This is a genomic window from Halomonas litopenaei, assembly GCF_017303055.1.
GTDB lineage: Bacteria > Pseudomonadota > Gammaproteobacteria > Pseudomonadales > Halomonadaceae > Halomonas > Halomonas litopenaei_A.
On sequence record NZ_JAEKJT010000010.1, the window covers coordinates 150,497 to 169,874 of the forward strand.

A 19,378-nucleotide genomic window follows, 5' to 3' on the forward strand; every position below is an offset into this window, starting at 1 on the left:
TGCATTAAGCCAAGTGACAAGGCATATAGATAAGCGGCATCAAAAGAAGAGTGGCGTCCCATAGGGGGTTCGAACCCCTGTTCCCGCCGTGAAAGGGCGGTGTCCTAGACCACTAGACGAATGGGACGCAGCCTGAAACGAGGATGGTGGAGCCTAGCGGGATCGAACCGCTGACCTCGACACTGCCAGTGTCGCGCTCTCCCAGCTGAGCTAAGGCCCCGTCTCGTTAAGACGATGCGTATAGTACTGATTCCACTTGTTTCGGTCAAGCCATCCTGGCAGAAATTTGAAGGCCCGAGCGCCTGTGGCCGTCCTGTCGACGCCGCTGGCTGCTCACGGAGACTCGGCCACCGCCGACATCAAGGACTCAACGTCAAGAGGGCGCCAGCGACGTTGCGCTGGCGCCCTCTCTTGCTAGCGCTCTTCAGCCTGTTGCCACCGCCCCTTACAGGCGGCGGTGCTAGCTTACCGGCAGCTCACGGCTATTCCGCCGGCAGCTCGCGGTACTCTTTCTCGAAACGCTTGGCCTGCTTCTTCGACACGCCGCCCAGAACACCAATGGCATGGCGCAAGCGGGCTCGGGTCATGTCGGAGCCAATGATCGCCATGGCATCCATGACGGAGGTGCTGGACGAAGAGCCGGTGATCGCGATGAACACGGGAGCCAACAGTGCCTTCATCTTGAGATCAAAGTGAGCCCCCAGGAGCTTGACCTCCTCCAGCAGCGACGCCTTGTCCCAACGGGTCACATTCTCGAAACGCCACACCAGGAACTGCAGCAGCTTGAGCAGGTCTTCCCGCTCGAGCTTGATATCGCTGAAGCTTGCTTCACTGATATTCGGCAGTCCGGAGAAAAAATGGCCCGCCAAGGGCGCGACATCCGACAGGGTATCCACGCGTGTGCGCACCTGAGGGAGAATCTCGGACACGTACTCTTCGTTGAAGGCCCATTTCATCAGCGCTTCGAGAAAGCCACGATCATCCAGGTCTTCACGCAGGTAGACACCGTTGAGCCAGGTCAGCTTTTCAAGGTCGAATACCGGCCCGCCAAGCGACACACGCTGAATATCGAAGTGCTCCATCATCTCGGACAGCGAGAACTTCTCCCGGTCGTCAGGCATGGACCAACCCATGCGACCAAGGTAGTTGGTCACTGCCTGGGGCAGGAAGCCCATGCGACGGTAGTAATTGATGGACGTCGGATTCTTGCGCTTCGACAGCTTGGACTTATCAGGGTTACGCAGCAGCGGCATATGACAGAGAGACGGCATCTCCCAACCAAAGTACTCATACAGGAGCTGGTGCTTGGGTGCCGAGTTGATCCACTCCTCACCGCGCAGCACATGCGTGATGCCCATCAGGTGATCGTCGACCACGTTGGCCAGGTGGTACGTCGGCATACCGTCCGACTTGAGCAGAATCTGCGCATCGACCTGCGCCCAGTCCACTTCGATCTCACCGCGCAACATGTCCTGCACCACACAGGGGCCACTGGCGGGTACGTTCATGCGCACCACGTAAGGCATGCCCTCATGCTCACGGCGTGCCTGCTCTTCCGGCTCCAACGCCAGATCAGCAGGCTTCAGGGCAAGATGCAGCCCCTCGGCCTTGCGCGCTTCACGCAGTTCATCCAGCTCTTCGCTGGTGCGATAGCACTTGAAAGCATGTCCGGCATCCAGCAACGTCTGCGCGTGCTGGGCATAGATCTCACCACGTTCGCTCTGGCGGTAGGGTCCATGGGGACCGCCCACATCAGGACCTTCATCCCAGTCGAGGCCGAGCCAGCGCAGCGAGTCGAGAATCATCTGCTCCGACTCCGCGGTAGAGCGGACTCGATCCGTATCTTCGATACGCAGGATGAACTCTCCGCCGTGCTGGCGAGCAAAGCACAGGTTGAACAAGGCAATGTAGGCAGTACCTACGTGAGGGTCCCCCGTGGGCGACGGGGCGATACGCGTGCGAACAGTCATAACGTCCTGCATCCTGAATAGGTTGAAGCCAAGCTGGTAGCGTGGGCGCATTATACGCACCGTGGACGCAATTGCGCAGGGGCCAGCGCCGCTGACCATCGCCCCACTCTATGCAGAGCGCATGGCAGGCTCAGCCTGACGTCGAGTCAACCCAGAGCACGCGCGGTGGCTCGCACAACGGAGCGACGGAACAGCGAAACCAACGGAACGACATAACGAACGTCACGAACGGCCGCCACATACAAACGCAACAACAGAGGAGTGAGATCATGTCGCAGTCATCCCCCAGGTTACCCGAGGACTACTGTGCCATCGTCGTGGGCAGTGGCGGTGGCATTGGTCGTGCGGTGCTGGAGCGGTTGCTGACCGATCAGCGTCTCGGTCGGCTTATCAGTGTCAGTCGTCGACCCACGGATCAGCTGGATCCCCGGCACGAGCCCATCGCCGCCGATATCACCGCGGCAGATGGCCGAGAGGCGCTGTCCCAGGCACTGGATGAGCAGGCAGGCGCGGTTCATCTGGTGGTCAATGCCATCGGCCTGCTGCACGATGATGCTCGCGGCGTCCAGCCCGAGAAACGCCTTGAGGAGCTCGACGAAGCCGCCCTGCTCGCTCTCTACCAGATCAACGCCATTACGCCCGCCCTGCTTTTAAAGACGCTGCTCCCCCATTTCAAAGGCCAGCACCCCGCGACCTTTCTCAGCCTTTCCGCTCGCGTCGGGTCGATCGGCGACAACGGCCTGGGCGGCTGGTACGGATACCGGGCCAGCAAGGCCGCCCACAATATGCTGATGAAGACGGCAGCCATCGAACTCAAGCGTTTAAATCCACAGTCTTGCGTGCTGAGCTTTCATCCAGGCACGACCGACACCGAGCTCTCTCGCCCGTTCCAGGCACGAGTACCTGAAGGCAAGCTGTTCAGTCCCGAGTTCGTTGCCGACGCCATCCTTCAGGTAGTGGAACAGCATGGCCCCGATGACAGTGGAGGCTTCTACGACTGGGCAAATACGTCTATTGACTGGTAGTTATCCCAGCACCCTAGGTATATCGTTGACTCCTGATATTGCATATGGAGACCTTATGAATGAGTATTCTAAGTTCTCTTATTGTGTCAACAGGGTGGTTCCATGGACGCGCTGGGTCCGCGCATCAAGTCTTTACGAATGGCAGCCGGCCTGAACAAGGCAGCACTGGCACGCCAGGTGGGGGTCTCGGACGTTACCATTTCCTATTGGGAGTCCGGCACGATCAAGCAAATTGGACATGAGCGCCTCGTGGCATTGTCCCAGGCGCTCAACTGCCCGCTCAGCCACCTGCTGGAGGGTGAGCCAAGCCGCCCCTCTCCTCTCTATCTACGGTCATCACTACCACTGCCTTGGCAGGAAGTGGCACACAAGGGTATCGACCTTCCGCTGGAGCTGATTCCCGACCAGCGCTGGGACGGCGACTGCCATCTCGTGACGCCGGCCCCACAGGAACACTTCGACTTTCTAGGCCCCCTGGACCTGGCAGCCGTCGCCCCGACGGATATCTTTCGCCAGCCAGGCCTTTACTTGATCGCGGAAGAACAGCAGCTCTATATACGCCGTGTGGCGCAGGACGCCAATGGTCAACTGACCTTCCAGCGCCAAGGACAAACAGCGACCACCCCCTACCACAGCGGCATGCGCCTCAAGGCGAAGCTCGTCGCCGTGTGGAGAAACGACAGCTCGGCGTGATCAACCAAAGGGCGAGCGGCAACGGAGCTACCCTTGCCGCCGCCCACACGACAACGCCCAACGCCTATTTCGCGTATTCCGCCTTCAACACTCTTCTGCACCAGATCTTCTTATTCCCCATCATTTGCCACGGCCTTCTAGCGGCTCCCGGCACACAGGCACTGACTGGCCCTTGCGGCTAGCGTTGCTGCTGGACCTCGACATCATCCAAGGTGCGTCGCACCTCCTGCCCCACCAGGAACCGCTCACTGGCCTCCACCAGCTTGCCCAGGCCATGCTCGGATTCAACCACCAGCGGCCCCGACAGATATCTGCCTCGCTCGCCAATGCTGGCCTTTACCGCCGCTGGCTGAACGTCCGCAGGCGCCGTCGCGAATTCAATTCGATAGTACCCGTCCGGCAGCCCGCTGCCAGGCCCATACGGCCCGGCGCTGACAGCGCCATCGGTCACCTGGGTGCGTGACTGCCAACGAACATTGCTGGCCTCCCGCACCACCCGAAGCTGAACCCGCGTACCCGCCGGCAGATTCGTTGTGGCCGTGACGTACATTCGCCGGTCAGACCCTAGCTGACTGTCCAAGGCAACGGCCACCGTCTCGGCAAGACGCTCACCGATGGGAGATGCGTCCTCAGCCTCCTGGGGAGGAGACTCTTGTGGCAATTCCCTTGCCGCCCTGGGCTGGCGTGCCTCAGTGGCGCGCTCCTGCTCGGAGGCCACATTGACGCCAGACAACTTGCCGTCGTCGTCACAGGCAACAAGTGCCACGGATATCAGTAACCACCCAATTCGCCATGCGGACATAGCCTTCCCCCTTGTCTACTCCAAAAGACTAACACGCGAGTGCAGGGGTGTACCTGTTAAGCGTCAGCGCAACTTTAACCAAAACACTAGCTCACCAATTACTTACATTTCTTAATGCATTAATACCAATTAAAACCCACAAAAGCTTAGTAAAAAGGAACTATGCCGTAAGAAGCATCTAATCTAAACCATAACAACAACAGGATGTGACGCTTGTAAAAAGCGCCAACCCGATGACCCCAATAAGCACTACTGCGGCATAGGCGAGGTACCGACCGATGACTCTACAAAAGAAACTTCTTGTGATCGCACTGGCCAGTGCAATGGCGACCCTGACCGCCTGCTCTGGCGACTCTAGCAACTCTCGCACGCTGGCAAGCAATAGCCAGGACCCGATCACCAGTGATGATGATTCTACCGGAGGCGGCGGCGATGGAAGCGGTGGCGGCAATGGAAGCGGCGGCGGAAATGGAAACGGCGGCGGCGATGGAAACGGCGGCGGCGACGGAAACGGCGGCGGCGATGGAGACGGCGGTGGCGACGGAAACGGCGGCGGCGATGGAGACGGCGGCGGCGATGGAGACGGCGGCGGCGATGGAGACGGCGGCGATGGTATTGCCCGCAGCTCGCTGGAAAACCTCAGCATTGCGACAGCCGACACGGCAGGCGGTATCGATCAGACCCTGACCGATATCGGCACAGGTATCTCCCAACAGCAGGCCGTTCCTCAGCTTTCAAGCGTCACACAGCCGGCTGGCACCATCGTCAGCGAGGGCGGGGACGTGGTCGGGGATGTCTCGACCGGCGTTCGTAGCGGACTTGGCGATATCAGTAACAATGACAACTATCTCGGCACCACCGCTGCAGGCATCACCAATGGTGCCGGCGAAGCGGGCCAGATGGTGTCGGCCACCGGAGCCACGGTGGAAGCCCTCGCCACCCTCCCGGTCGTCATGGAATTGAACGCTAGAACAGGTCTCGTCACCAAGCTTGGCACCACTGTCCAGGGACTCGGCGGGAAGGTAGAGCGGGTCGGAGATGCCCTCAGCGTCAACCTGGAGGACTCGGACCAGGTGCTGGGTGGGCTCACGACCAAGCTCAGCACGAGTCTGCGCCCAGTGCTGCTGGGAACCGATGGCAAGGTGACCCGCGTGGCCCAGGCGCTGGTACTGCCCGCCCAGGCTGGCAACCTTTTGCTGCGCAGCGGCGAAACCTTGGGCGAACTCGGTCAGCGAATCGGGCAGCGTTACACCTTGCTGGGCGGGGCAGGTAACAGCGTCACCGGCACCGGTGGGATCGTCATCGCCACAGGGGAACTGCTCGGTGGAGGCAGTGCCAACGATGGTAGCGGCCTGGGTGACCTGCTTACTGGCGACACCACGGCACCCAACGATGGTCGAACTGACCTTGAGCGCACTGTGGCCGGTGCAGGCCAGGCCGGTACTGGCGTCGGCAACGCCGTGACTTCCCTGGGTAACGGCATCTCTCAGCAGAGCCTCGGCGGTCAGGGTGAATTCATTACCGATGGCCTGGGCAATGTCGTGATCAACTCGGGCGAGGCCGTATCGGGGGTCACTGGTGGCCTCAGCAACGGTGTCGGCAATATTTCCAACAACCCCAATGCCTTGGGTACCAGCCTGGCGGGAGGTGGCGTCGCGGTATCTGAGACCGGAGAAGTGGTCTCAAGTCTCGGTGCCACCGTGGGCGATCTGCGCCAGCTCCCGCTGGTCATGCAGCTGGACAACCGCACCGGCGCCATTTCTCAACTGGGCAGCAGCCTGGCGCAACTGGGAGGTGGCGTGACCCAGGCCGGCAACGCCCTGGCCCTGAGCTTCAATGATCAGAAATCCCACCTTGGTGGACTGACCAGTGAAATCACCGCCGTTGTTCGCCCTGTGGTGATCCATACCGACAGCGGAGTGACGCAGCTCAGTCAGGCGCTGGTGGTCGGGCCTGAAGCCGGCAACTTGCTGATTCGTGCGGGAGTGGCCGTGGATGGACTGGGTGGACGCATCGGCGGCAATGGGGCACTCGCCTCAGGTCTTGGCAGCACGGTCAGCGGTGTCGGTGGCGTTGTCGCCAACACCGGCCGACTGCTGGGAGGTGACGAAGCGCGCCTTATCGCAAGCCTTGATGGGCAAGGCCTCAGCAAGCTCGAATCTGCTGGCCTGCTGGGTGACGGCGCACTGCTCTCGGGACTTGGCGGTAGCCAGGACGGCAATAGCCTCACCGGCGGCCTGGACAGTCAGCTGGGAGGAGACAGTAACCTGATCGCTGGCCTCAACGACAGCCTTGGCGGCAATCTGACCCAAGGCTTGAACGGAGCTCTGGGAGGCGATAGCTCAGGTGGCCTCACATCCGGACTGGGCTCGACCCTGGGTGGCGGCGACAGCGGTGGCGGCCTGGTCTCCGGCGTCAATGACACCCTGACCAACACCCTGGGAGGCGGTAGCAGCGGTGGCGGCCTGGTCTCCGGCGTCAACGACACCTTGTCCAACACCCTGGGAGGCGGTAGCAGCGGTGGCGGCCTGGTCTCCGGCGTCAATGACACCCTGTCCAACACCCTGGGAGGCGATAGCAGCGGTGGCGGTGGCACAGGCGTCACGTCAGGTATCAGCAACGCCCTGGTGGGTTCAGAGGGTGATGGTGGCCTGGTCGGCGGCACCCTGGATACCGTCGGCGGCGTCACCGATAAGCTGACGGGAGGGCTTACCGGCAGCGAGGGCTCCGGCTCTGAAGGGGGGGCCAAGACAGGTGGCCTGACCGGCATCGTGGGAGGTCTGCTTGGCGGCAACAAATAAGCTGCGGCTGAGATGATCTGAAGGCCCGGCACCCTGACGGGTGTCGGGCCTTCGTTCTCTCTGCCTTCTCTTTGTGCTCGGCCTTTGTGTACGGCCTAGACCCATAACGATAAACGAGGCCTCGCCTGCTGCGACGCGCCTTGAGTGCCATACCCCACTGGGAACGACAAGGATATCAACGAATGCGCAGGACTTTTTCTCCTCTGGCAGCCACTGGCTGTCTTCTCCTGGCGTCTGCGGCCATGGCCCAGGAAACTCTGGACACCGTCGACGATATCATCGAGAACCAGCGACTCCTTCCCCCCGAGCGTGATGTGCAGACCGAAGTGGATCTGCCCGATGACGCCAACCCAGGCGTCCCTGACAGTGTCACAGTACGCCATGTGCGCTTTATCGGTGACAGCGTGCTCGACCTGAGTGCGCTATCCAGCGGACTACAGGCCATGGTCGGGCAGACGGTATCCCGCGAGGCCGTGGAGGCCGAGGTCAAGACCATCACCGACGCCTACCAGTCCTCGGGTTACCCCTTGTCATTCGCCTACCTGCCGACCAACAACTTTATCGACGGCAATGTGCGTATCGTGCTGGTGGAGGGGCACATCGCACGTACCGAAATCGTCGTAGACGACGACCCCGTGGCCCGCCGCGTCGAGCGACTGGTCATGCCGTTGCTGGATGAGCGCCCCCTGACACGGGCAACCTTCGAGCGCGTCAGCGGCCTGATCGAGCAAATCCCCGGCGCCAGCTTGACCCTCAAGGCCCCTGTCCCGCGCACCCCCAATGGCGCCACCACCCTGCGAGTGGAAGAACGCCGCATCGACCATTTCGACTATGCCGGCAGTGTTAGCGGGGGGGATGAGGAAGACGCCGTGTTCATCAACCGGGTGTCGACACAAAGTCTCACCTCCTGGGGGGAGAGCCTGGGCTTTTCCTGGCTATGGCCCATCGACAATGACAATGAACTGTACGCGCTGGACTTCCACACCGGCATTGGCAGCGATGGCCTGACACTATCGGCGTCTGCCGACACCTACCGCGGCAGCGATGATGAAGATCTTATCTACCTGCTCAACGGACAGCGCTTCGACCTCAGCCAGGATCAGGACACCGATCGCGAGCGCTATCGCCTGGGTCTGTCCTATCCGGTGCTGCTGACACGTTCTTCAAGCCTGACGCTGGGGGGCGCCCTGCGCCATCACGACGAAACCAAGACCACGACCCTACGCTTCGAGGATCGCACGCTCAACCAGCTGGTCGATGACTATGAATATTCCGCAGCGGACCTGGACCTGAGCTATCGCACCCAAGCCAACCGGTCACTGTGGCAGGCCTCGGCGGCCGTCCGTCAGGGTGTCGACCTGGGCGGCAACGAACAGCGGAGCCGTTTGAATGGCACTCCTCTGGAGACCACCAGCGACCTTCACTTCACCCGCTGGCAGCTGGAGACTCAGTACCGACACCTGTTAGGAGAGCGCTGGCGGCTGACCGCGGCTGCCAACGGCTTCTACTCCGACGACGAGCTGCCCGAACCCGAGCGCGGCAACTACGGTGGCCAGCGTTTCGGGCGCGGCTACGATGCGGGTCAAGCCGAAGGGGACTATGGCTACGCGGGCTCACTCGAGCTGCGCTACCTGCATACGCTCGATAGTGACTGGCTCAGTAACGTGGAGCCCTTCCTGGTCGTCGACGGTGCACGCACCGAGTTCCAGAACCGTGATGTGGATAGCCATCTGGCATCTGCCGCAGCGGGCGTTCGGCTAGCCAAAGGACGATGGTACGGACTGACGCTGGAGTACGCAGAGCCCATCGGCGACCGCGACCCGGACACCGACAGCCGTGACGGGCGTATCAATGCTCGGCTGGTGTGGAACTTCGAAGGCTAAGCGACTCGAGGTATCCACCGCCGACGGCATTCTTCGCTGAAGGCAGCACGGCCAGGACCCCAGACCCTGGCCGTTTTCATGTCCGCCCCGCCGCTTCACGCCACAGACGGCCATCAACCCTGCATCGATCTTCCCCCCTGTTCTGCGACGAGGTCGTCGCGCGACGGCTACTGCAGAATGCCCTCGCCCCATTCCTTGAGCCAGGCCAGCATAATTCCCGCTCCATCACCGCAGATCGTCCCGCTCCTTGCAGCGGGTCAAGACTTGCATCGAGGGCCGCCCAACTGGCGGCTTGACCCTCGTAGACTCGAACGGTGGGCGCCATTCTCTCGGCGCCTGCTGGAGCACACCAAACACAACAGAGCCCACTCCATGACCTGATGATCCGGCCCATGAACCGACTACTGAACCGAGGAACACGAGATGGAAACGCAATCGATCTCTTCCCGTAAACGCAGCCGCCTACGTATGCCGACGGTGTACACCCTGCTGTTCCTGATCACCATCATGGTCGCCCTGCTGACGTGGGTGATGCCCGCCGGCAAGTACGACTATCGCGTCGAAGGCACAGATACCGTCATCCCCGCCACCGAAGTCCTCGACTACGATGGCGATGAGCGCCTGCTGCCGATTCCTGGCACCTATCAAGTACTGGAAAGCTCGCCCCAGGGGCCCATGGACGTCTTGATTGCCCCCATCAAGGGGTTTCACAAGGCCGTTGATGTCGCCTTGTTTGTCCTGGTGATTGGAGGTTTTCTGGCGGTCACCATGCACTCGGGCGCCCTCGATGCAGGGATCGGCGCGGTGGTGGCCCGCTTTCAGGGGCGGGAGCACTTTTTGATCCCGGTCTTGATGATCCTGTTTGCACTGGGGGGCTCCACCTACGGCATGGCGGAAGAGACCGTCGCCTTCTGGGCCATTATCCTGCCCGTCATCACCGCCGCGGGTTACGACCGTATGGTGGCGGCAGGTATCGTCCTGCTGGGCTCGGGCACTGGGGTACTCGCCTCCACCGTCAATCCCTTCGCCACCGGTATCGCATCGGGATTTGCGGGACTGCCGATCGGCGCCGGTATTACCCTCCGACTGGTCCAGTTTGTGATTCTGGTATCGCTGGCCATCTGGTTCGTGATGCGCTACGCCGCCCGCGTCAAGCGCGATCCGCAACGCTCCGTCCTGGCTGACCTGAGCGCGACACCGGCAAGCGCCAGCGCCCCCGTCACCAGCGGTGCCTACACCCTGCGCCACAAGCTGACCATGACGGTCTTCTTCCTGACATTTGGCATCATGGTGTATGGCGTCGTGCCCTGGGAAGACATGGGGATCACCCTGTTCCCGACCCTGTGGTGGTGGTTCGACGAGCTGTCTACCCTGTTCTTGACCTCTGCGATCCTGATCGCGGTCATCAATCGGCAGCCAGAATCCAGCTTCATTGCCAGCTTCCTGGATGGCGCTCGGGACCTGATCGGGGTTGCCCTGGTCGTGGCGGTGGCGAGGGGGATCTATGTCGTGATGGACAATGGCGTGATCATCGACACCATCCTCAACTGGGCGGAAGGTGCGGTGCAGGGACTATCGACCGGCATGTTCGTCGTCGTCTCCTACGTGGTCCATATCGTGCTCAGCTTCTTCATTCCTTCCACCTCGGGCCTTGCCACCGTGTCGATGCCACTGATGGCACCTCTGGCAGACTTCTCTGGCGTCGAGCGCGAGCTGGTCGTCACCGCTTTCCAATCCGCCAGCGGTTGGATCAACATGTTTGCTCCGACGGCGGCCCACCTGGTGGCGGGCCTGGCGCTGGCGAAGATTCCCTACGAGCGCTTCGTCAAGTGGGCCATGCCCTTCATCCTGCTGACCTTCGGCGTCAGCGCGGTGACCCTGTTCGTCGGCGCCAGTCTGGTCTGAACACGGCGACGCGCGCACACGGCTCAGGCGCCGATAACCGTCACCGACCACCCATCTGCCTCATCCAGCCCCAGCGCTCCTTGCGAGCGCTGGCGGCGTTGCCGAGACCCTGCCAGCTTCCGCCAACTCACGCCTTCTTGACGTACATCGACTTGAGCTTCATGGCGCCAAACCCGTCGATCTTGCAGTCAATATCGTGATCTCCGTCGACCAGGCGAATGTTCTTCACCTTGGTACCGACCTTGACCACCGACGACGATCCCTTGACTTTGAGATCCTTGATCACGGTGACGGTATCGCCATCGTTGAGCGGGTTTCCGTGGGCATCGCGAATACCAGGTTCTGCGTCGCTCTCTGCGGTCTCCAGGGACCACTCATGACCGCACTCGGGGCAGATCAGCGAAGGGCCGTCCTGATAGGTATAAGGTGACTGACAGGCGGGACAGGCGGGCAAATCGCTCATGACGCTCTCTCTCATTGAAGGAAGGCGCTGACGGTACTCCCCCACCGCGCGAAAAGCCAGTCACCCGCCTGGCCAGGTCATCAGTCGCCTTGCTCCCTTTCCGGCTCTTCACCCTCGCCCTGGGCCTGACGCTCGTGAATCCGCTTGATATCGCGCTTGAGCTCCCTGCGCTGCCTGCGGGTGCTGAACTGCAGGGTGTCCCAGGTCTCTGGCACCAGCGTGCAGCTATCGTCGGCCTGGTGAAAGACAAAGCGGCGCTCGGCGCCAATCGGCAGGTTTTCCGAGCAATAGGTGCCAATCACCCGAACACACATCGCCTTGAGCACCAGGTCATCCTTCGTTCCCTCTTTGTCGTCCAGACCAGCGATATCGATGATCCGCTGCTTCAAGGCGTTGAAGGAGCCGATATGGACGAAACCACCACTGTCCAGCGGTCCCTGATGGGTGCAGCGACCGTCTGGCGTTCGCTCTTGGTCACTGTGGTTGTCTTCCAGATCCGCCTCATGGTCGCTGACGTCCAGGGTCCAGTCGCCCTTGGAGGTCTCCAGGGTCATCATGATGTGCTGAAGATAGATAGGTTCGGCACTCATGTTGCTGATGACACAGAGAGCATCGAGGTTCTTGCGCTTGCCGCGGTTGATGATCAAGCGCGGACGGCGCTGACGGCGAAACCCGAAGTACAGCAGCTGAGCATAGATCAGCCAGATGAGAAAGGAGCCCACGCTTGCCAGCGTCTGCAGAATGTCCTTGTGAGCTGAAATCCAATCGAACATGAGCGTCATCCTTGATCACTCGCCATGCGGCCGAAACGGCACACATGCGTTGAGGGAGTAAAAAAGCCCGCCCTGGAGGCGGGCTGTCAGCCTGTTCTCAGGCCTCGCGCTGATAGGTGCCCACCAGGCGATTGATACCCAACAGGTGCGGTTCGACCTGTTCGAGCAACTCGCTCATGCTGAGACCTTCGGGCAACTGGGTCGCGGTATCCAGCGCCAGCACCCAGAAGTAGTACCGATGCAGCCCATGGCCCTCGGGCGGCAGGGGACCGTTGTAGCCGAGATTACCCGCATCATTGCTCCCCTGAGTCCCCTGCTGGGTGCCTTCCTCAAGGGACGTCAGCGACGCCGGCAGGTTATACAGTACCCAATGCACAAAACCGTAGCTGCCATGTTGCACCAGCGGCGCATCCGGGTCGTGACAGATGACCGCAATCCCTTTAGTGCCTTCTGGCAGGTATTGCCAGGCCAGCGCCGGTGAAATGTCCTCGCCTTCCTGGGTATGACGTGCGGGAATACCAGCGTCATTGTCGAAAGCCGGGCTAGTGACGCTTAATGAAGATAGCGCGAAAGGCATAGGGGTTTCCTCCCTGGAACGGTGGTCTTTGGTGCATCAAGTGAGTTCTTGGGCACAAGCCAATAGCCAGCCCAAGGCGCCACATGCACCTTAATCACCCTTCCTAGGGTCGACAAGCCGCCACCCGCTGTCAAACGCGCATGTTATTGACACGAAGAACCCTTCACTGTCGCCATTGCCCACATGACCATTGCGGAGCCACGCATGAAACGTCTATTGGTCGTCGCCCACGCGCCCTCCCCCAATACTCTGAGACTGCGGGAAGCCACTTGCCGCGCCACCTGTCACCCGGATATCGAGAACGTGGACATCGTGGTGCTCGGCCCCCTGGAGGCAGGCCCCGAGGACGTGCGTCAGGCAGATGCCATCCTGCTTGGGACCACCGAAAACCTCGGATACATGAGTGGCGCCCTGAAGGATTTCTTTGATCGCAGCTATTACCCACTGCTGGATCACACTCAAGGCCTTCCCTGCGCCCTGTATATCCGCGCCGGCCATGACGGCACCGGCACCATGCGAGCGGTCGAGTCGATTGTCAGCGGACTGCGCTGGCGCTGGGTTCAGCCCCCACTGATATTGAAAGGCGCATGGCAGGACGACTTCGTCGACCAGGTGGAAGCGCTGTCCCAGGCCATGGCCGCTGGACTGGACGCGGGTATTCTCTGACACCGTCGTCTGCTGGGCACGATGTATGAGACAGACGCGCCCTAGGGGAAAGACGCGCCCTGCGGGAAAAGCGCGCCTATGCCTGTGAGGGTTGTCCTGCTGCCTACTTACCGAACATCGCCGCTTGCCTGCGGCGGGAGGCGAGCCACTGACGGATCCACCCTTCACCGCTGACCAGGGTGATCCCCGCCACCACCATGACCGCACCGATCATAAAACCAGGCTCTATGGGTTCGTCCAGCAGCCAGGCGCCGAACCCGACCCCAAACAGCGGGGTCAAAAATGACAGCACTCCAATCCTCGACGCCTGGTAGTGTCGGATCAGCCAAAACCAGACCAGGAACCCGGCAAAGGAAACGATCACAGACTGGAAGGCAAGGCTGGTCAACGCCAGAGGCGTAGGATCAATCGCCAGCTGTCCCAGCACCGCGGCGCTAGCCAACAGCACCACGAACGCAGCCACCAACTGGTACATCAAGGTCTGCTCTGGCGCCAGCGAGGAGAGTCGCGTGGTTCGCACCAGCACCGTCGTGGCGCCCCACGCCACGCCGGCCAGCAATGCCAGCAGATCGCCCCACAGCGATGCTTGCCCAGCGGCCTCCACATCGCCCCCCGCAGGCAGCAGAAAGGCCACTCCTATGCCCACGAACGCCAGGCTGATCCCCAGCCACTGCATCGCTGCCATGCGCTCATCACGGACCAGAAAATGCAGCAATAGCGCAGTGAAGATGGGCGCGGTGTAGAGAAACACCACCGCATGGGAGGCGGTGGTAAAACGCAGCGCTTCTCCCAGCAGCACGTACTCCAGTGAGAACAAGCCGCCCACGATCAGACCCGGCTTCCAGCTCCCATCCCCCAGAGACATCCGCTGTCCCCGCGCCAGCATGTAGCAGGCAATCAGCGCGGCCCCCAGGCCAGAGCGCAGGGCGATCTGTAAAACCGGTGAAATATCGTCGCCGGTCGCCTTCAGGGCAACCTGCTGCATACCCAGCGTCAGGCAAAAGACCAGCATCAGGCCCACGGCGTGTGCGTCTAGCGTCCTACGATCCCCCATGACCTTCTCCCATCGCTACTGTCGGCCATGAAGTATGCGATTGTCGCATTCACCGCATATAGCTAAGATCAGACAAGCCATGCCTTCCCTCGGACAGGGTGCCGATCATGTCTCATACACCCAAGCATTTGCTGTTTCCGCCCTTTCACGATGCGCTGCCCGCGCCGGTCGTCTTTCGCACCGGCTATATGCCAGCAGATGCCGCCTATCCCCGACATCGCCACAGCTGGGGAGAGTTCGTCTATTCCTACAGCGGGGTGGTCCAGGTCGATGTGGGGCAAAGGCGCTATCTGACACCGTCGCACTACGGGTTGTGGCTACCCCCCGGGGTAGAGCACCAGGGCCTTAATCGTCAGGCCGCCTGTCATTGTTCGCTGTACATCGCCGCGCATCAGGCCAGTGCACTACCTGATATCACCTGTGCATTGACCGTTGGGCCCTTGACCCGGGCCTTGCTCGAACATCTTCGCCACCACCCCGCAGAAGCGCCCTACCCCGACGACCTGACGCGCCTGCTCGACGTGCTGGTGGACCAGTTGGCGGTCGCCGAATGCGCGGGAAGCTACCTCCCTACCTCCGCAGACCCTCAACTGCGCCGAGCCCTGCAACGGCTTGAGGACGATCCGACCGCCACTGCCAGCGTGGGAGAGCTGGCCAAGGCGGTGCACGTCACCGAGCGCACCCTGCTGCGCCGCGCTCAGCGCGACCTGGGGATGACGCTTACCGAATGGCGCCAGCGCCTCAAGGTCGTCAAGGCCATGCCGATGCTCGAATCCGGTGCCAAGGTCGAGGCCATCGCCATGGACCTTGGCTATGCCAGCGCGTCTGCCTTTATTGCCATGTTCCGGCGGCTGACAGGACAGACACCGGACGAATACCGGCGTGGGCAGGAGCGATAGCACCTCAGCACGAACAGCACAGCCTTCGCCCTGGAGCACTCGGCGACAACGCGACAGCTCCCGGCAGCAACATCGTTCGGCCTAGTGCCGGGGTCACAAAAACGCCGGCGCTGCTAGGCAGCGCCGGCGAGATCAGAACAACGGCTCAAGGCCGACTTGGCGAATCAACTCAAGGGATCAATTCAGGCGTTCGAACACGGTAGCAACGCCCTGGCCCATGCCGATGCACATGGTCGCAAGGCCAAGGCGCGTGTCCTGGCGCCGCATGACCGTGAGCAGGCTGTTGCTGATTCGGGTCCCGGAGCAGCCCAGCGGGTGCCCCAGGGCGATGGCCCCTCCGTGCAGATTGACCTTCTCGTCCATCACATCGAGCAGTCCCAGATCCTTGAGCACCGGCAGCGCCTGGGCAGCGAAAGCCTCGTTGAGCTCCACGGTCTCAATGTCATCGATCGTAAGACCCGCCGCCTTCAAGGCTTTCTGAGAGGCAGGAACCGGTCCATAGCCCATGATGGAGGCATCACAGCCGGACACCCCGGTCGACAGCACGCGAGCGATCGGCGTGAGGCCGAGAGCCTGGGCGCGCTCGTAGCTCATCACGACCATCCCGCTCGCCCCAACGGAAAGCGCTGAGGATGTGCCCGCCGTGACGGTACCGCCACGAGGATCAAACACCGGCCTGAGTCCTGCCATGCTCTCCAGGTTGGCTTCCGGGCGAATGACCTCGTCGCGCTGGACCAGGATCCGGCGCCCGTCGGCATCATGCCCCTCGACACCGATGATCTCGCTATCAAAGGCGCCGCTCTGCTGCGCCTCATAGGCGCGCTGGTGAGAGCGCACGCCGAAGTTGTCCTGCTGCTCGCGGGAAATGCTATGCAGCTTGCCAAGCAGTTCGGCGGTCATGCCCATCATCATCGCCGCCTTGGCGGCATGCTTGCTGGCGCTGGGGTTGACGTCGACACCGTAGGTCAGCGGGATATGCTCCATGTGCTCTACCCCACCCACCAGGTAGACGTCGCCCATTCCGGCCTTGATATTGGCGGTCGCGATATGCAGGGCGCTCATGGAGGAACCGCACAGCCGGTTGACCGTCTGGGCCGGCACACTGCGCGGCATAGCGGTCATGATCTGGGCGTTACGGGCGACGTTGAAGCCTTGCTCCAGGGTCTGGTTGACGCAGCCCCAGATGACATCATCCACCTCGGCAGGGTCAAGCTGCGGCACTCGCTGCAGCAGAGCGTTCATCACTGCCGCAGACAGGTCCTCGGCACGCACGTGGCGAAAGCCACCGTTCTTGGCCTTGGCCATGGCGGTACGGGCACCATCGACCACCACGACGTCTCTCGGGTTCAAGCTCATCTGTCTTCTCCTGTCTCGTGGGGTCACTTGGTGTAAAAGGTCTTGCCCGCGTTGGCCATCTCGCGCAGGCCATCCGTGGGGGCATACAGCGGGCCGAGCTCAGCCGCCAGGCTATCCGCCAGGGCGACAAACTCTGCCACTCCCATGGCGTCGATGTAGCGCAGCGCACCGCCACGGAAGGGAGGGAAGCCAATGCCATAGATCAACGCCATATCGGCCTCTGCGGGCGTGCCCACGATGTTGTCCTCAAGGCAGCGCACGGTTTCCATGCACAGCGGCACCATCATTCGCGCGACAATGTCCTCATCAGAGAATTCGCGGCCTTCCGTCACGACCTGACTCACCAGCTCGACCGCGCTTTCGTCGCGCACCTTCTTCGGCTTGCCCTTGCGATCCTCTTCATAGGCGTAAAAGCCCTTGGCGTTCTTCTGGCCGAGACGATCGTTGTCGAACATGACCTGAATCGCCGTCTTGCCTTCACGGGCCATCCGATCAGGGAAGCCTTCCGCCATCACCTCATTGGCATGGACGGCCGTATCCATTCCCACCACATCCAGCAGGTAGGCAGGTCCCATGGGCCAACCGAACTTCTCCATGACCTTGTCGACTCGCTGGAAGTCGGCGCCTTTCTCCACCAGCAGGCTGAAGCCGCCGAAGTAGGGGAAGAGCACCCGGTTGACCAGGAAGCCAGGGCAGTCGTTGACCACGATCGGGGTTTTGCCCATTGCCTTGGCGTAGGCCACCGTCGCCGCCACGGCGGCATCGCCGGTCTTCTCGCCGCGAATGACCTCGACCAAGGGCATGCGGTGCACCGGGTTGAAGAAGTGCATGCCGCAGAAGTTTTCCGGGCGCTTGAGGTTCTGCGCCAACCGGGTGATGGAGATCGTCGAGGTGTTCGATGCCAGGACGGTGTTCTCGCTGACCTGTGCTTCGACCTCGGTCAGCACCGCATCCTTGACCTTCGGGTTCTCGACCACGGCTTCGACGACCAGATCGACCGTGCCGAAGTCACCATAGGACAAGGTAGGACGAATATTGGTGAGCTTCTCCGCTGCTGCCTCAGGTGACAGCTTGCCCCGAGCCGCCTGCTTGCCAAACAGCTTGCGTGCCTCCTTGAGCCCCAGCTCGATGGCATCCTCCTTGATGTCCTTCATCAAGATCGGAGTGCCCTTCGAGGCGCTCTGATAGGCGATTCCACCGCCCATGATCCCGGCCCCCAAGACGGCAGCCTGACGCACGGGCTGAGCCTGCTTGGCATACTGTCCGCCCTTTTTCTTGACGACCTGATCGTTCATGAACAGGCCGACCAGGTTGTAGCAGACATCGGTCTTGGCCATCTTGCAGAATGCCTTGGCCTCGATGGCCTGCGCGCGTGCCCGCGTCTCGCCAGCGCCCTTCTGGATCACCTTGATGGCTTCCACTGGCGCCGGATAATGTGGACCCGCCTTGCCAGCCACATAGCCCTTTGACGTTTCAAACACCATCATCTGCTCGATGGGGTTCAGGTTGAGCGGGCTGTTCTTCTCTTCTCGACGTGCCTTGACGTCAAGCTCTCCGGCGTTGGCCCGGGCCAGGATATCCAGCGCCGCCGCCTCGAGGTCTTCTCGGGGCACCACGGCGTCAACCGCTCCCACCTTGAGGCATGCATCGGCGCGGTTCTCGGTGCCTCCGGCAATCCATTCGATGGCGTTATCGGCGCCGATGACCCGCGGCAGGCGAACACAGCCGCCCCAGCCCGGCACGATGCCCAGCTTGGTCTCCGGCAGGCCAATCTTGGCTTCCGGGCTCATCACACGGAAATCCGTCGAGAGCACCACCTCACAGCCGCCCCCCAGGGCCAGGCCGTTGATCGCGCTGACCGTCGGGAACGGCATGTCTTCCAGGCCATTGAAGATGCTGTGAACCTGCTCGAGCATGGCCTGAATCTCCGCCTCGTCCTTGTCGAACATGGCGTGAAACTCAGTAATGTCGGCGCCCACAATGAAGGCTTCCTTGGCGCTCTTCAGCAGCAGCCCCTTGAGCCCCTGATCACCGCGCACCGCCTCGAGGGCTTCACCGAGCTCCTTGATCACGGCGCCGGAGAGCTTGTTGACCGATTCATCCTTCAAGTCGAAGGTCAGGATGGCGATATCGTCGCCATTGCGAGCCACCGAAATGGCGTTGCCTTGATAGATCATCCACGCATCTCCACTGAAGTCATCCCGTGTTACCCGGACAGTGGCCTGTGTCCCTGTCCAGGTGAGCGGTATTCATACGGCCGTTTGATTTTGCCAGCTTGGTGCAAAGATTCACTTCCGTCAACCCCTACCATTACCTTAGAGGGATTACACGACGTTGAAGCAGGTAAAGGCATCCTGGCAGCGTTTAAGCATACTGTTAACAGAGCGCTGGAGAGGTGTCGTGGGAGCTGGCAGGGCCACCGCCGCTATGCCCTTGCGTAGGCCAGGTCGGGAGCGCAGCTTGCCTATGGTTAAATGGCGGCCTTGCGCTACACCCGCTGTCGATTGAGCG

15 protein-coding genes and 2 tRNA genes are annotated in these 19,378 nt (G+C 61.5%); 7 read left to right on the forward strand and 10 right to left on the reverse strand.

The genetic code is table 11. The annotated features are described in order from the left end of the window. Nucleotides 1-51: 51 nt before the first annotated feature. The 3 genes from JF545_RS18335 to gltX all read right to left on the reverse strand — a co-directional run bounded on the left by JF545_RS18335 (nt 52) and on the right by gltX (nt 1,970). A tRNA-Glu gene (locus tag JF545_RS18335) sits at nt 52-127 on the reverse strand. Between the two features lie 17 nt (nt 128-144). Continuing rightward, nucleotides 145-220 (reverse strand) — tRNA-Ala (locus tag JF545_RS18340). A gap of 262 nt (nt 221-482) precedes the next feature. Then, nucleotides 483-1,970, reverse strand: coding sequence for a glutamate--tRNA ligase (gene gltX / locus JF545_RS18345; RefSeq protein WP_206944445.1), 1,488 nt, complete (start codon nt 1,968-1,970; stop codon nt 483-485). A 269-nt stretch (nt 1,971-2,239) separates the two neighbouring features. Here gltX and JF545_RS18350 point away from each other — a divergent pair, with 269 nt between their 5' ends. Together JF545_RS18350 and JF545_RS18355 are read left to right on the forward strand one after the other, a co-directional pair. Then, complete coding sequence (locus JF545_RS18350) at nt 2,240-2,995, forward strand: SDR family NAD(P)-dependent oxidoreductase (RefSeq protein WP_206944447.1); 756 nt, start codon at nt 2,240-2,242, stop codon at nt 2,993-2,995. A gap of 102 nt (nt 2,996-3,097) precedes the next feature. After that, on the forward strand, nt 3,098-3,688 hold the full coding sequence (locus JF545_RS18355) for a helix-turn-helix domain-containing protein (RefSeq protein WP_206944449.1): 591 nt from the start codon (nt 3,098-3,100) through the stop codon (nt 3,686-3,688). Between the two features lie 178 nt (nt 3,689-3,866). On the opposite strand, the gene JF545_RS18360 is transcribed toward JF545_RS18355, so the two are convergent. Then, nucleotides 3,867-4,490: a hypothetical protein gene (locus JF545_RS18360; protein WP_206944451.1), complete on the reverse strand. Its 624-nt coding sequence runs from the start codon at nt 4,488-4,490 to the stop codon at nt 3,867-3,869. Between the two features lie 278 nt (nt 4,491-4,768). Between JF545_RS18360 and JF545_RS18365 the strand changes: the two genes are divergently transcribed. From JF545_RS18365 to JF545_RS18375, 3 genes are all read left to right on the forward strand, one after another. Beyond that, on the forward strand, nt 4,769-7,291 hold the full coding sequence (locus tag JF545_RS18365) for a collagen-like triple helix repeat-containing protein (RefSeq protein ID WP_206944453.1): 2,523 nt from the start codon (nt 4,769-4,771) through the stop codon (nt 7,289-7,291). A gap of 182 nt (nt 7,292-7,473) precedes the next feature. Next, nucleotides 7,474-9,174 carry a ShlB/FhaC/HecB family hemolysin secretion/activation protein gene (locus JF545_RS18370; protein WP_206944455.1) on the forward strand — a complete coding sequence of 567 codons (1,701 nt, stop codon included), beginning with the start codon at nt 7,474-7,476 and terminating at the stop codon, nt 9,172-9,174. A 423-nt stretch (nt 9,175-9,597) separates the two neighbouring features. Then, nucleotides 9,598-11,079, forward strand: a complete 1,482-nt coding sequence (locus tag JF545_RS18375; RefSeq protein WP_206944457.1) for a YfcC family protein — start codon at nt 9,598-9,600, stop codon at nt 11,077-11,079. A 127-nt stretch (nt 11,080-11,206) separates the two neighbouring features. Here JF545_RS18375 and JF545_RS18380 read toward each other — a convergent pair whose 3' ends face one another. From JF545_RS18380 to JF545_RS18390, 3 genes are all read right to left on the reverse strand, one after another. Then, nucleotides 11,207-11,542: a zinc ribbon domain-containing protein YjdM gene (locus JF545_RS18380; RefSeq protein ID WP_206944459.1), complete on the reverse strand. Its 336-nt coding sequence runs from the start codon at nt 11,540-11,542 to the stop codon at nt 11,207-11,209. Between the two features lie 80 nt (nt 11,543-11,622). Beyond that, entirely contained in the window at nt 11,623-12,315 is a 693-nt protein-coding gene (locus JF545_RS18385) for a hypothetical protein (RefSeq protein WP_206944461.1), read from the reverse strand. A 97-nt stretch (nt 12,316-12,412) separates the two neighbouring features. Further along, nucleotides 12,413-12,892 (reverse strand): YbhB/YbcL family Raf kinase inhibitor-like protein, encoded by a 480-nt coding sequence (locus JF545_RS18390; RefSeq protein ID WP_206944463.1) that lies wholly within the window; start codon nt 12,890-12,892, stop codon nt 12,413-12,415. Nucleotides 12,893-13,096: 204 nt separating this feature from the next. On the opposite strand from JF545_RS18390, the gene JF545_RS18395 reads away from it, so the two are divergent. Then, nucleotides 13,097-13,558, forward strand: a complete 462-nt coding sequence (locus JF545_RS18395) for a flavodoxin family protein (protein ID WP_206944465.1) — start codon at nt 13,097-13,099, stop codon at nt 13,556-13,558. Nucleotides 13,559-13,661: 103 nt separating this feature from the next. Here the strand turns inward: JF545_RS18395 and JF545_RS18400 are convergent, their stop codons facing one another. Then, entirely contained in the window at nt 13,662-14,612 is a 951-nt protein-coding gene (locus tag JF545_RS18400) for a DMT family transporter (RefSeq protein WP_206944467.1), read from the reverse strand. A 107-nt stretch (nt 14,613-14,719) separates the two neighbouring features. Here JF545_RS18400 and JF545_RS18405 point away from each other — a divergent pair, with 107 nt between their 5' ends. After that, on the forward strand, nt 14,720-15,511 hold the full coding sequence (locus JF545_RS18405; protein ID WP_206944469.1) for an AraC family transcriptional regulator: 792 nt from the start codon (nt 14,720-14,722) through the stop codon (nt 15,509-15,511). Nucleotides 15,512-15,688: 177 nt separating this feature from the next. On the opposite strand, the gene fadA is transcribed toward JF545_RS18405, so the two are convergent. Continuing rightward, nucleotides 15,689-16,867: an acetyl-CoA C-acyltransferase FadA gene (gene fadA, locus JF545_RS18410; protein ID WP_206944471.1), complete on the reverse strand. Its 1,179-nt coding sequence runs from the start codon at nt 16,865-16,867 to the stop codon at nt 15,689-15,691. Between the two features lie 23 nt (nt 16,868-16,890). Beyond that, a complete protein-coding gene (gene fadB / locus JF545_RS18415; RefSeq protein ID WP_206944473.1) occupies nt 16,891-19,044 on the reverse strand; it encodes a fatty acid oxidation complex subunit alpha FadB in 2,154 nt (717 codons plus the stop codon). Between the last annotated feature and the right edge of the window lie 334 nt (nt 19,045-19,378).